The 13,944-nt window shown below is 38.8% G+C and carries 12 protein-coding genes, 1 tRNA gene and 2 rRNA genes (1 of these 15 cut by a window edge); 5 read left to right on the forward strand and 10 right to left on the reverse strand.

Annotated features, from left to right (window positions below; all coding sequences use genetic code 11):
* From H3299_RS14185 to H3299_RS14195, 3 genes are all read left to right on the forward strand, one after another.
* Positions 1-822 (forward strand): 23S ribosomal RNA (locus H3299_RS14185) (it extends 1,989 nt beyond the left edge of the window).
* Between the two features lie 73 nt (positions 823-895).
* A 5S ribosomal RNA gene (gene rrf, locus H3299_RS14190) occupies positions 896-1,010 on the forward strand.
* Positions 1,011-1,159: 149 nt separating this feature from the next.
* Positions 1,160-1,236 (forward strand) — tRNA-Met (locus H3299_RS14195).
* Between the two features lie 644 nt (positions 1,237-1,880).
* Here the strand turns inward: H3299_RS14195 and H3299_RS14200 are convergent.
* Positions 1,881-2,702: a DUF3800 domain-containing protein gene (locus tag H3299_RS14200; RefSeq protein ID WP_182418267.1), complete on the reverse strand. Its 822-nt coding sequence runs from the start codon at positions 2,700-2,702 to the stop codon at positions 1,881-1,883.
* A 421-nt stretch (positions 2,703-3,123) separates the two neighbouring features.
* On the opposite strand from H3299_RS14200, the gene H3299_RS14205 reads away from it, so the two are divergent.
* The gene (locus H3299_RS14205; RefSeq protein ID WP_182418268.1) at positions 3,124-3,618 is read left to right on the forward strand and encodes a hypothetical protein; all 495 of its coding nucleotides are present in this window, start codon (positions 3,124-3,126) and stop codon (positions 3,616-3,618) included.
* A 781-nt stretch (positions 3,619-4,399) separates the two neighbouring features.
* On the opposite strand, the gene H3299_RS14210 is transcribed toward H3299_RS14205, so the two are convergent.
* The 9 genes from H3299_RS14210 to H3299_RS14250 form a co-directional block, all read right to left on the reverse strand.
* A complete protein-coding gene (locus tag H3299_RS14210) occupies positions 4,400-4,861 on the reverse strand; it encodes a hypothetical protein (RefSeq protein WP_182418269.1) in 462 nt (153 codons plus the stop codon).
* A gap of 594 nt (positions 4,862-5,455) precedes the next feature.
* On the reverse strand, positions 5,456-7,087 hold the full coding sequence (locus H3299_RS14215; RefSeq protein ID WP_182418270.1) for an iron ABC transporter permease: 1,632 nt from the start codon (positions 7,085-7,087) through the stop codon (positions 5,456-5,458).
* 81 nt (positions 7,088-7,168) lie between these two features.
* The gene (locus tag H3299_RS14220) at positions 7,169-7,879 is read right to left on the reverse strand and encodes a hypothetical protein (RefSeq protein ID WP_182418271.1); all 711 of its coding nucleotides are present in this window, start codon (positions 7,877-7,879) and stop codon (positions 7,169-7,171) included.
* The gene (locus H3299_RS14225) at positions 7,866-8,612 is read right to left on the reverse strand and encodes a hypothetical protein (protein ID WP_182418272.1); all 747 of its coding nucleotides are present in this window, start codon (positions 8,610-8,612) and stop codon (positions 7,866-7,868) included. The genes H3299_RS14220 and H3299_RS14225 overlap by 14 nt, the downstream gene beginning before the upstream one ends.
* A gap of 170 nt (positions 8,613-8,782) precedes the next feature.
* The gene (locus H3299_RS14230) at positions 8,783-9,808 is read right to left on the reverse strand and encodes an extracellular solute-binding protein (protein WP_182418273.1); all 1,026 of its coding nucleotides are present in this window, start codon (positions 9,806-9,808) and stop codon (positions 8,783-8,785) included.
* A 206-nt stretch (positions 9,809-10,014) separates the two neighbouring features.
* Positions 10,015-11,049, reverse strand: a complete 1,035-nt coding sequence (locus tag H3299_RS14235; RefSeq protein WP_182418274.1) for an ABC transporter ATP-binding protein — start codon at positions 11,047-11,049, stop codon at positions 10,015-10,017.
* Positions 11,050-11,243: 194 nt separating this feature from the next.
* Positions 11,244-11,555: a hypothetical protein gene (locus H3299_RS14240; RefSeq protein ID WP_182418275.1), complete on the reverse strand. Its 312-nt coding sequence runs from the start codon at positions 11,553-11,555 to the stop codon at positions 11,244-11,246.
* A gap of 150 nt (positions 11,556-11,705) precedes the next feature.
* A complete protein-coding gene (locus H3299_RS14245) occupies positions 11,706-12,311 on the reverse strand; it encodes a shikimate kinase (protein ID WP_182418276.1) in 606 nt (201 codons plus the stop codon).
* A 193-nt stretch (positions 12,312-12,504) separates the two neighbouring features.
* Entirely contained in the window at positions 12,505-13,050 is a 546-nt protein-coding gene (locus tag H3299_RS14250; RefSeq protein ID WP_182418277.1) for a hypothetical protein, read from the reverse strand.
* 283 nt (positions 13,051-13,333) lie between these two features.
* Between H3299_RS14250 and H3299_RS14255 the strand changes: the two genes are divergently transcribed.
* Positions 13,334-13,840, forward strand: a complete 507-nt coding sequence (locus tag H3299_RS14255; protein WP_182418278.1) for a BA14K family protein — start codon at positions 13,334-13,336, stop codon at positions 13,838-13,840.
* Positions 13,841-13,944 lie beyond the last annotated feature (104 nt).

The following is a 13,944-nucleotide window of genomic DNA, read 5'->3' on the forward strand; positions in this document are numbered from 1 at the left end:
CGTGCACCTTTACTATAGCTTTACACTGGCATTCGTGTCGACATGTGTAGGATAGGTGGTAGACTTTGAAGCAGTGGCGCCAGCCATTGTGGAGTCTTCCTTGAAATACCACCCTTATCTACATGGATGTCTAACTGCGTTCCGTTATCCGGAACCAGGACCGTGTATGGTGGGTAGTTTGACTGGGGCGGTCGCCTCCTAAAGAGTAACGGAGGCGCGCGATGGTGGGCTCAGAACGGTCGGAAATCGTTCGCTGAGTGCAATGGCATAAGCCTGCCTGACTGTAAGACTGACAAGTCGAGCAGAGTCGAAAGACGGTCATAGTGATCCGGTGGTCCCGTGTGGAAGGGCCATCGCTCAACGGATAAAAGGTACGCCGGGGATAACAGGCTGATGACCCCCAAGAGTCCATATCGACGGGGTTGTTTGGCACCTCGATGTCGACTCATCGCATCCTGGGGCTGGAGCAGGTCCCAAGGGTATGGCTGTTCGCCATTTAAAGCGGTACGTGAGTTGGGTTCAGAACGTCGTGAGACAGTTCGGTCCCTATCTGCCGTGGGTGTAGGAATATTGATAGGATCTGTCCCTAGTACGAGAGGACCGGGATGGACGTATCTCTGGTGGACCTGTTGTGGCGCCAGCCGCATAGCAGGGTAGCTATATACGGAAGGGATAACCGCTGAAGGCATCTAAGCGGGAAACCCACCTAAAAACGAGTATTCCCATGAGAACCGTGGAAGACGACCACGTTGATAGGTCAGGTGTGGAAGTGTGGTAACACATGAAGCTTACTGATACTAATCGTTCAATCGGCTTGATCGTTCCCATTACCTATATCCAGTTAATAAAAAAGCAGAAAATAATCCAGCTTCAATTCGTTCATGCCTTTCGCCGACCTGGTGGTTATGGCGGAGCGGCTGCACCCGATCCCATTCCGAACTCGGCCGTGAAACGCTCCAGCGCCAATGGTACTTTGTCTTAAGACACGGGAGAGTAGGTCGCTGCCAGGTCTGCAAAATGCATGTATGAATATTTTCTCTTCACCATCAAAACACCCTATTAATCTATCTGATCATGCTTATATAACAACCCAAATACATCAATCAGATAATGACTTTGCTCGATTATCAATAATACTTCTAGCAAAGACTATAGGTGACGCGGGGTGGAGCAGCCCGGTAGCTCGTCAGGCTCATAACCTGAAGGTCGTAGGTTCAAATCCTGCCCCCGCAACCAAATCCCCCCTCAGCAAAATAATAGACACATTGTTAATGCGAGTTATTTTATAATAACGTCAAAATGGCTATATGTTAACATTGATTGGCGCTGAGGTGCTGCTAATATGCTGACACGTACTCCTTCGCAACCAAAGAAAATCATAACCAAGATGTGTAAGTAATATCTCAGCAATAAAACAAGTCAACTAACACCAAGTTATACAATAACCGACAAAGGGGGCTCTTGGCGTTCTTACGATTATGAAAAAGCGGTACATGCACGAAAATGAGTACTGCATGGTTATGACGTAGCTAAATGAACGATGTAGATAGAGCTAAGTTCCAAATTCATTGATGGTAGAGATAAGCTCTTCCTAAAGTCAAAAGCTTTATAAAATAGGTGTAACAGCCTCAAGACATTAATCCTGCGTGTGGTCTCGGTTATTTGGCGTGATAACCTAACCCTAAATTTATTCTATTCTTAATCACCGTAGAATTAAAAGACATTTAAACTAGTTTTTGGTGATCTTAATACGGTGTTGGTGGTCGTTTTTTACGAGATATTTTTAGGTGATATAACGGCGTAAACATTGCGAAATAACCTTAATACAAATTTTTATATCTAATTTTGTTTTTGCACGATGGTGTAAATTTTTGCTTGTTTCATTCAACTTCCTTTGTAGTTTTAAAAGGCAAAGCCAACAAACCGTTTAAAATTGTTTCTACATCTGCATCAAGTTTAAGGTCACGCGTAGTGTGCACGCAATATAACCCCGCACCAACTACAATTTGATTTTTAGGATTGCCAAAAAAACGCGGAGCGAGCTCACATAAATAACGTGGTTCAAGTATATTCTGTTGCTTAGTTTGTCTATCGACGCATTTATATAGCGCATGAGCAACAAGGTCAGCTAACTCTAATAGAGGTTCCTCGCTCTTCTTCTTTACTGTTATTTTTTTAATGTCAATATATTGTAATTTTTGCGTATTTTCATGTCTCGGATTTGATTGGCATGATCGTAGCAAATTACGCATTTTATTGTAGTCCACGTTGGCATCTTCAAAAACAATATCAAGATTTTCCGGCGGAATTTGTCGTGACTCCATAAACCAACCTACGCGCTCCAACACATATTGGACACATTTATTATAGTACATTTTACTATTATCATCAATGCGACTTTTATAAACACCCAAAGTTTCTTTGCGTGATATAACCCCGAATAGGCGCATATTCTGTTTAATAATTTGCCTAGCGAAGTGAATTATTTGGTAATGTTTTAGATCTGAACAGTGAAGAGTTTTTTTTCGTAATTGGGTTCGAACCTCTACTAAAGTATTTTCAATGGCTTCTCGATCACGATTAGCGATAAGGCAAGCGCCTAATGTCATATAAGGGGATGCACCGCTGGAAGATTCAGAGCGAATTTTTTGAATGCCGGCCTCGCCACTTTCATCAATAAAAATTGTATATCTTTCTTCCATAATGAAGACCTTATAAAATTTTGAAATCGATACAAATTATACTACAAATTTGAATTTGTGCGAATATTTAATCTAGATGATTTACTTATATTTAACATGTATTCATTGTGATACGGCTGTGTGTTTCTTTCATGAATTATGGTGTTCCTGATATCTAGATAATCATGCTTGCGTGGCGATCAACTTTGTTAGATCGAGCCGAAAGCCGTTTACTCGTCTGCTATTCAGCGTCTGTGCATTAACTGAATATCTTATCTTTTTTATTATTAATATCAGATAATATTCAATTTTATTCGCGTCTAGGTTCTTATAAATTTAAAAATGGTATAGTATGTTATAAAACTGGACCCTATAAACGGAACTTGGGGAATGAGAGTAAATAACCTTAAAAATTCACGATTAGTAATTGTCGTATAATAAAATGATAACTGTAGAAAAATGGTTTAAAAACAAACAATTTAATTGTGAGTTGGAGATATTTGGTAAATTATTAGATTTTGATTACAAATTAAAGCTATTTGACGTAGATTATTATTATAATAATAATGATGATATTATAAAAAAGAGTGATTACTTTATTACTGTCGATTCCCAAAAGTTAAGAAATTTTTTATATTCCAATATGATGTTACGGGCTGGCGGTTTAACCCAAGTTCCAATTAAAGCAAGTTTAACTGGCATTATTAATTGCGATAATATTTTGACTGATTTAAAATTTATTTGTTTTCCAGAAACACAAGATTTTGGTAAAACATCGCCTCTTAACCAACCACCATTGGTTATAAATATGGATGATATAGAAAAATACGTTGGCAATAGTATTGTGGCGGATACTCACTATGACCCCCGAAAAGACTATTTTAGACTTTTTGCAGACGACTATGATGATGAAAAAGATAACTCTCTTTCTCACTAATTCATTGTCATAAACCGCAAATTTTATTCATGAAAGCTAGGGTATGTTGAGATCCATTTTAAGTTTATGATTGCGGCCCCTAGATTTATTATGGATGAGAAATTTTGATTGGTTTTCCAGATCCCATTGCACAGACTTTAAATTTTTTCAGTTTGCAAAAGAAGTTTTCAATAAGATGGCGCCAATTGTATATTTAAAAATCAATAGAAAGCTGCGCTTTTTGTGAAACTAAGATAGCTTCAATAAATAACTGGTTGTCGTTGCCATGCAATTGAACGCGTGATGTTTGCCTGAGCAATGTGGTACGTTGAGTAATCACTGATGGTCGGTTAAAACTAGCCTAACCTTGATCTTCATCCTAAAAAGATCATGGAAATATAATTTGAATTATTCTGGAATCTGGTATTTCAAAACACCTTAGATTGCAAATGAGGTGCTTTTGGGAAAATAATCTTGGATATCATGGCGAACGGAATAGACAAGGCACAAAACTAATCGTCCTTTGCATTTTTATAACCACATTGCTCCATTATTGCCGATTTTGGATTAGATCGAAACCTAAGATAACTAATTATTATTATTGGTTTTAAACTACATGGAACATTGACGTTATTAGGTTGGTAAATTTGTTATGCTTAAGGCTTTTAATTGTAATAGACTTGGTAAACCTTTGCTTTTCGATTGGTTTTGTTTATCAATAAATCCTTAGACTTTTATATAATCGCAAATAAAATTGCCTTGACCTTGATATATGAATTATTCATTTATGTTGGGCGATATGTCAGCGCTCTCGAGCAACGCTGGCAAGTGCTGCTTTTAATGCTTGAAAGCATAGTTTAGCCGTATGTTCATCAGGAATAAAACCTGACTTCATTTGCTCATAAGGATGGATATAATTGCGAAAATCGCGGAGACCGTGGCTAAATTTTTTAACATCGGGCTTTAATAGACCTAATTGAGAAGAAACATCAATGAGTTGCGCCAAACTCCATTCATTAAAACGTTTCACATCGCCTTGGGCATTGTTAGGACTAGATGAAGTTTGATTAAAGCTGACAGGCTCTCTTTGCGCTGCTCCTAATAATACCGCTTCCAATACACTACCACAAAGAAATATGACTGAAAGATATGCGCCGGCTGCTAATGCATTCTTTGCCTCAGTTAGGCGGCTTTCAATTATTGGAATTGCTTGCGGATTAATAGGTAACTTTTGTATATTGGGGATATTAAATTCATTGAGCAAAAAATCATCTTTTATATCTGTTCTATTGCTAGAAGATGATCGCAGATCGCAAATGCGTTCAATTATCTGACGACATCGATTTAGTACTTTTTCATCAATCTCTTGATTTTTAAAGTCGCAATTGGCTTGATAGGCATCTGTCAGCTCAGAAAGATCCTAGCTACGATTTCATCAAGTTCCTGTTCCCAAAAACTCCGCAATTTCTTTGCTTTAGAGGTACTATAAGTGTGATATTTTTGATGATGGATGTCTATATTATAGCGCTTAAAAATTCTTCAAATGTTTTGTCGGTATAATCAAGTACATATCCGCCCTGCATATCTAATAATTTTTCGAAATATCGTTTTTCGTTGTCTGTGAGTATACTCAATATATGGCTTTCTTTTCGGTGGTTTTCCTGAGGAGTAGTTTTGATAATCTGAAATCAAATTGTAAAATAAGTAAATTTTAACCGCAAGACGCTTTGGATAAGTATGGATTATGATCATTTGTTACTTGGAATGTACAAATTGGTCTAGCGTAAATATTTTTAGTTTAAGGGTTGTCAGTTTTATATAAAGCATCGTTTGAAACAGTTTTTTAAAATTGAAGACACTAAGATTTAACGCGGCCAAGGCGAGATAGGATGATGACTGGTAATATTCCAATAACCACAATAAGGAGTGCGGCGATAGACGCTTCTTCGTAGGTGCCGCGCGCGGCTTCACCATAAAGGTGGGTGGCCAAGGTTTCAAAATTTAAAGGGCGCAATAATAGGGTTGCGGGCAATTCTTTCATACAATCAACAAAAACCAAAAGTCCAGCGGAAGCAAGAGCGGCTTTGGAGAGCGGCATATAAATGCGCACAAAGACACCGGTTGCACTTTGGCCAAGCATGCGCGCCGCATGGTCAAGTGAGGGGGAAATACGACTAAACCCAGCCTCGACTCCGCCGGTTGATATCGCCATAAACCGAACGCTATAAGCAAAAATAAGTGCGGCGCCCGAGCCAAGTAGTAATAAAGATGTTGTGCCGCCCAATAGGCTATCCATCATATCCGCCCAGAAATGATCAAATAGGGCAATTGGCGTTAAAAGCCCAATTGCTAATACCGTTCCAGGGATTGCATAGCCAATGGCGGATAATCTTGCGCAAAAGGCAGTGAGCTGTCCATGATAGGCACGTGAAGCATAGGCAACGAATATGCCACATAAAAGTACCACAATAGTTGCACAAGTAGCAACAAAAACCGTATTGCCGATCTCGCCCCAAATGCGAGGGGAAATTCCTGCAAATTTTATTCGTTTAAAGGCTTCTTGCCCAAGATAAATGGCAGGGGTAATAAAGCCCAATATAATCGGTAAAAAACAATAAATAAACAAAAGAGCCGAGCGCCAACCTTTTATGGTTGTTGGTGTCATAATTCGTGGTCGCTGGGCGGCGGTAGCAAAGCGTTGATGGCGGCGGGCATATCGCTCCACTAAGACCAACGCCAAGACGATGACCAACATAGCCAATGAGATTTGGGCCGCGCCCGGCATGTCAGAGCGGCCAATCCATGCGGTGTAAATCGAAATGGTTATGGTTTGTACGCCTAAAAATTCAGATGCGCCAATATCGTTTAATGTTTCCATCAATGCCAAGGACACACCAACGGCAATGGCAGGGCGAGCAAGGGGAAAAGCAACCCGCCAAAATATCGCACTTCGTTTGGTACCCAATGTGCGCGAAACCTCGATAAGATTGGCTGCTTGGGTTAAAAACATTGCTCTTGTGGTCAAATAGACATAGGGATAAAGCACCAAGCCCAATAGTAAAATGCAGCCAATCATTGAGCGTATATCAGGCAAACGAAAATCGCGTGGGCTGCTATAACCCAAAATCCCTCGTATAAAACCTTGGACAGACCCAACGGGGTGCAGAATATCCAAATAGGCATAGGCAATAATATAGGTAGGTACTGCTAGCGGCAGTAATAAGGCCCATTCCAAATAACGCCGCCCAAAAAAATCATAAGCGGTTACAAACCACGCGGTTGTTGTGCCAATTAAGGTAACAAGACAGCCAACACCAATCAGAAGAATAAGTGTATTACCAAATGCAACCGGTAAGACATTGGCAAACATATGCGCCCAGAGACCTTCACTGCCTTGAAAAGCAATGATGATAAGCGAAATAACTGGAATACATACCAAAATAGCAATAAGGAGCGAACTTAACCGCCAAAATAATCCAGAACGAACCATTGCTATATATTCCTTTAAACATTGTTCACATCAGTTATTATCAATGACGGATCAATGCGTTTTTGATATCAACGCCATTGATCATTCTTGCTCAAGATCATCATAAACTAGACAATCATGCGACATTATTTTTGCTATCTTTGCGGAAATAGCCGTCATGTCAAAATCATCGCCATCAGTTTGCTTGTTTAAATGAAGAGCCATGACATTGCCCAAACCGCCGCCACTATTTGGATAAAAATGCCAGTTAATTTTTTGATAGAGCCGCGGTAATAAAACTGCAAACGGGTTATGCGCTATTTTCTCAATGTCATTGATAGTTGCCATTTCACCTGCTTTTATTGGCAACTTATCGCCGATTTGTTTAACCCATAGATTTAATGGCTGAGCCGTTTTTTTGTCAAAAAGTTCCGTAATCGAGGTTGGCTTTTTAAAAATCATTACTTCAATTGCGGTACAATCAAGCAGCACCTTAAACAAATTGCTGTTTAATAAAAAAAATTCTCTAAACTGACGCAAGGTCATATAGTCTTGATGGGTATTATCACCGGCAGTGATATGTTTTTGGCAATGAAGGCTGAATAATTGCTTAATATCTGATGTGATAGACAAATTACTGTCATCATCAATTTTTAATTGGCAAATATCACTATTTTTAAAACATAAGAATAAAATTTTTAAAAAAGCTTGATATAAATCCCCCGCAAAGCAAAAATTAGCGCCATCAATTCTTATCTCATTGCCTTTGCTGATTGGCTTACTAGACCCCTGTTTTGTTTTATCTTTTGCCATAGACATGCACTCTACTTTGATTGCCATTATTATCGGTAACAATAATATCGGAGATGTCTTTAGATAAAATATCATCTACTTTTTTGATGATTTTTTTAATCTGATAATCATTCGATTTACCAATTCTGATCCGATAGATTGATATAAGACTTGGCTTTTTTTCAGAACTGGAGAGATAAAATTTCGCATGCCATTTCCAATTATACCGAAACAGACTGTTATTACGATAATTCTCAACGAAATAATGCTCACAAGAAGAATTTTTTAAAACACCATGTTGTAACTCAAATGCAAGAACATTAAAATAATTAAGAGTTAAGCTAACATGCTCAGATTTAGATCTATCACGATGATATTTTTCTATATCAGCCGGATTTTTGTATATCTTAATTTCCATTTCAAAATTTTCGATAAGAAGCCGGAATAGATTGCTTTCCTTTAAAAAAAATTTCTTGAAGTTTTTTACTGTCATATATTCGTGGTAATCATATTCAATATCATCGCCATGATAAATTCTTTGGCATTTGGCGCTAAATAAATCTTCGACTTTAACAGCTAATTTATCTGTCATGGTCGATTGGATAATGATGTAGCAAATATCACTATCCTCAAAACACAAGAATAGCGTTTTAAAGCAAATATCATACAAATTACTATTGGAAATGAACTCGCAACCTTTATAAACTTCTTCTAACTTCGTATTTTTCTTCTTCTTTTTTTTCTTATCTGCCATAATAAGCTGATCTTTCACCAAATATATTTTTATATTAATTAATGTAATTCAATGTGTTAAATATGTTAAGTTTATTCATTGATGAAAATTGGATATTTCAAAAAAAGGCAAGGCGGCAGTAAATCTGCCACCTTACAGGATGATAAGCATTTTGCTTAAATTGATGAGGCTTAATTATCAAAGCCTACTTTTTCAGCAAGTTCACTGGCCTTTTTGCGGAAGCTAACGCCTTCCAAAAGGCTAATCGTATCGGGCTTTAAAACACCATATTCGGCGATAAGCGGATCAACCTTGGCATTGGCATTAACTGGATATTCAAAATTTGCCTTGGCATAGATAGTCTGCGCTTCATCTGACACCAAATATTCAAGGAATTTTACAGCTTCGTCCTTGTTTGGCGCATGGCGGGCAACGGCAGCGCCAGAAATATTCACTTGCGTACCGCCATTTTCAAAGGTTGGTAGCACCATTTTAACTGCACTTACCCATTCTTGTTGCTCTGGACCACCGCGGCCACTGCGCATCAAACCAATATAATAGGAATTGGCAATGCCAATTTCACAAAGGCCGCCCTTGATATCACGGGCAACATCACGATCACCGCCGCCAGCTTTACGGGCTAGATTAGCTTTAACGCCTGTCAACCACTTTTCGGCCGCTTCTTCCCCATGATGGGCGATATAAGAACCGGTTAATGCGATATTATAAGGATGCTGAGCTGAACGAATACAAACTTTTTCTTTCCACTTAGGATCAGCCAATTGTTCATAAGTAAATGAAGTTATATCAAGGTCTTTATTGACATATAATGCCCGTGCACGCATGGAAAGCGCATACCAATGACCGTTTTTATCCCGCAAGGTATCAGGAATGGTTTTATCAAGGACATCTGATTTTATGCTTTGGGTCAAACCTTTTTCAACAAGATCAACCAAAACGCCAGCATCAACCGTCATCAAAACATCTGCCGGTGAACGCTCTCCCTCGGCGGTGACGCGCTCGCTTAAACCATCTTTAAGAAAAATGGTATTTATTTTGGTGCCACTTGTTGCCGTATAGGCATCAAGCAAAGGTTGGATTAGCCCCGGTTCACGGGTTGTGTAAATATTAAGCTCTGCGGCTTGCACCATGGGAGCGCCTAAAACAACGGCTAAAGCCGCGCCAAAAATAAACTTCTTAAAGCTTGTTTTTTCCATTGTAATCGTTTTCCTGACAATAAATACAAAAACCATTAAGGGTTGATGAGTGATAGAAAAAAGTTTCAAGTTTAGGTGATATACATGAATAAATTAGTCAAGTTTATGAGCTTGATGCAACCCTTTATTTGTATCAAGCTTGATTTACACAGGTGAAAATTAACATCATCACAATAAAGACTGCAATAACTTGCAATTTTATTATTCTAAAATACAAAGACATCGTCGCTATTAATGCGGATATGAACTTTGTTGCCAGCCTTTAGCTTTTTATGATGGGTTGAACGCATGCGCAGCGGTACATCAATATTTTCGACCTTTAGTATAACCTGTTCAATTTCCCCCATAAGTGTTGAGCTTATAATATTGGCTTCTATCCCTTTGCCATCTGGAGATAAAAAAATGGCTTGGGGGCGGATATAGGCGGTTGCCTTGTCACCATGGTTAAAGCCATCGGCTTTGTAATGCCCCAAGGGGGTGTTCAAAAAGCCATTACTAAAAATAGCTTGCACTTTATTAAAGCTGCAAAAAAACTCTGCTGCATAGACAGAGTTTGGGTGCTGATAAAGATCTTCACCACTACCAGCTTGAATAATTTTGCCATTTCGCATCAATATGACGCGATCTCCGCTTGAAAGTGCCTCTTCTGGATCATGGGTTACCATAATGATGGTTGTGCCAAGTTCACGCAGTAAAGCAATAGTTTCAAGGCGTATGTCATCGCGCAAACCGCGATCGAGATTAGAAAATGGTTCATCCATCAATAAAATGTCAGGCTCTGGTGCAAGGGCGCGCGCCAAAGCAACACGCTGCTGCTCGCCGCCAGACAACATATGGGGAAAACGGTCAACAAGTTTGCTAAGGCCAAGTCGTTCAATAAGCTTTTTACAACGCTGCCGTGCAATGCTTTTATCCACGCGCTTTAGCCCAAACAAGATATTATCTGTGACGGTTTGATGAGGAAATAAAGCATAGTCCTGAAACATAAAACCAATGCCACGCATTTCCGGCTCAATAAAGCAGTTTGGCCCCGACATTTCTTGACCATTAATGATAATATGACCGTTATCTGGGCGCTCAATTCCAGCAATAGCGCGTAGTAGGCTGGATTTACCACATCCTGATTGGCCGGCAAGACAAATAACCTCGCCTCTATTGGCCGTAAAAGAAACTTTCTCTAGTGCATTCACTTTACCAAAGCGGCGCGATATATTTGATACTTCCAAAAACTCTTGGGTCATTTATCGGCATCTTTCTTATAAAGCGTTGCTAAATTTTTAGGCTTAATTCTTTGTTTTTATCTACTATTTGTTACAGCTATTTTGCAGTATATTTATGCAAATTTACAAGTTTTAATTTAATAATAGCACCATATTTATTGAAAAATTAGTTTGGTTATTTTTAAACCATTGCTTACCTAGCTATTTTTTCACGGTTAAAAATAAATACGCTCGCCCAAGTATTTTCCGTAAGGTTCACCACATTTCCATTCATCGCTTAGCAGGTAATAGCCGGTCAAGATATCTGCATATCCCTTTGCCTCCAATTCAGTAAAGCTTGAAGGATAAAACAATTTATTAAATACATCCAAATCAATGAGACAGGAGGGGGTATAATTTACACATTCATCAAGCGATGCAAAGGATACGGAAAATTCGCTATCCCAACCGATTAAACCAATCTTTTCTAATGTCCAAAATTCTATTTCAGCGTTATCAATATTAAAGTAGTAAAAATAGAGTTTCACTATAAAATCCATTTAATGAATAGATGAATTTAATAAAATTGCACCACTTCATCTTTGCTTAGCGGTTTAAGCACAGTTGTAGCTAACTGCTTTTGTAATAAGATTAAAGAAAAATGAAAAAAAGTTTAACAATGCGATGAAAAATTTGCTTTATTGCGCTTCGATTGCGCTATTGCTCTCATTTTCTTTGGCAAGAAAAGCATCAACATTTTTAATGACCTGCCGTGTTACTGCATCACGTTTGCCGCGTGTGCTCATCACTGAAAGATGGGCTTTGGCATAAATTGGATAACGTTCCGCAATTAACCGCTCCATGACGGCGCGGGGATTATCATTTTGCAAAAGTGGCCGATGACTACGGCGTGAAACGCGATCCATCAAAGTATCAAGATCAGCATCAAGCCAAATCGCCAGTGCTTGATCATGAATAGCCTCGCGAGTTTGTTCATTAATATAAGCACCACCACCTGTTGCAAGAACAATTGGCCCTTTATTTAACAAACGCAAGATAACACGTTTTTCAAGATCTCTAAATTCTTGTTCGCCATATTGAGCAAAAATTTCACTAATGCTCATTTGTGAAGCGTGCTCTATTTCGTGGTCAGCATCATAAAAATCAAGATTAAGCAATTGGGCAAGCCTTTTGCCGATTGTTGTCTTGCCTGCGCCCATCAAACCAACAAGCACCAAAGAGCGCTCGCCAATATTGCTGCGCAGTCGATGGATAGCTTTGTGGATCGAAATATTTTTACTCATTTAAAATCTTTCGACATTTATCGCACATCAAGTCAAGAGGGTAGAGGCATTTCTTATGGATTTTAGCCACTGGAAGAGCAGTTTTTTGTGAAAATCTTTAAAATCAGCACGCTCTATTGTTATTTACTTGCCTTTTATCAAAAAATGAAATTTATAAATTGCAAGTCTTAAAACAGATTAGCCTAAGCAAAGATTAGGCGGTTATTGGCTTTAATGGTAAAACATGTTTGACCCGCCAATTTTTAATTGCATTATGGCTAGATGCTGTTGATAATACCAACTGATCAAAAGCCATTGACTTACCGGCAAATATTTTTTGTATTTTTTCAATTTCTTGACGTTTTAACAGGCTATCTTCTACACCATAAGCTAAGGATAGATGCGGCATAAAGCTATCAAAATCATCGGTTTTTAAATAATCAGCAGCTCGCTGTTTTAGAGCTGCCAAATTTTCTACCAGATCAAATGCAAGATAGAAAGAACGGAAGAAAACATCTTCTTGGCGCACATCAATAATTGGTGCAGAAAAAATCGATATATCCTTGGCAATTGCTTCCATTAGCGCAATGAGGCTTGCTTCTCCCTTTTCAATATCCACACTGATATCGCCTGCAAGGGTCATATGTGGCTCAAAATTCTCGCTATTAAAAAGCTGCGAAAAATGTGCGATAGAATCGCTCAAGGATGTAAAATCAACTGATATTGGACGCAGCCAAATAGAATAATAGGATTTTTGCAACGTATTCCCCTTTGTTGAGATCTTTACTGGATTGCTTATAATGAGTGGCGGCTCTAAGCAATAGTTTTAAGCTGCTTGATGAATAATAATTGCTTGGTGATCGCTCGATATTCGATAAGCGATTTTTGCTATAATGATTTAAAAACCATTTATTTACGCTTTCAATAAAAGTTGAAAGCCTTTGTGTTTACGGGTGTTGAGAGTAGCTAAAATTTGCCATGATTGGGTGCAACTATCAAATTTTAAGAACACATTTTTAAACAATGGCAGAATGGGATTTAAAATGACCAACCATTATAAACAAATTTCAAAAAAGGCTCTTGGCAAGGTTCTTGCGCTTGCAGTTTTTGCAAGCCTTGTATCAAGCACAAATGTTTTTGCAGCGCCAAATGACCATATGACGCAGCGCATTGAACAAAGAAATGGGCCGATCAATCAAGGACTTTATAATGGCTATAAGGGCTATCGCCATCATCGCCCAGGTTATCAGCGCCATAGTGATGGTTGGTGGTATCCAGAGGCGGCATTTAGGCATATTCGCCCTGCGCCACCAATTTATGACGGCCCTCATAATAGCGATCGTGGTCCGCGCCCACCGCTTTCTAACCACTTGGATCAACCGCGTCCCAACCATCCAAGTATCAATAGACCGATGCCGCAACGCCCAGTTTTGAACCAACGCCATATTAAGTGGTGTGCGCAACAATATCGCACTTACCGCCCATCCGATAATAGCTTTGCTGTTAGAAGAGGCGAGCGCCGCATCTGTGTATCGCCATTTTCACGCTAAAGCCTATATTTCAATTTTGAAATTCAAAGTTAGCTAATTTTAGTTGTAATTTAAATTTCATTGAAACCGTAATAAGATCCTTTCTTATTACGGTTTTTTATTTC

This window comes from Bartonella sp. HY038 (assembly GCF_014117425.1).
Taxonomy (GTDB): domain Bacteria; phylum Pseudomonadota; class Alphaproteobacteria; order Rhizobiales; family Rhizobiaceae; genus HY038.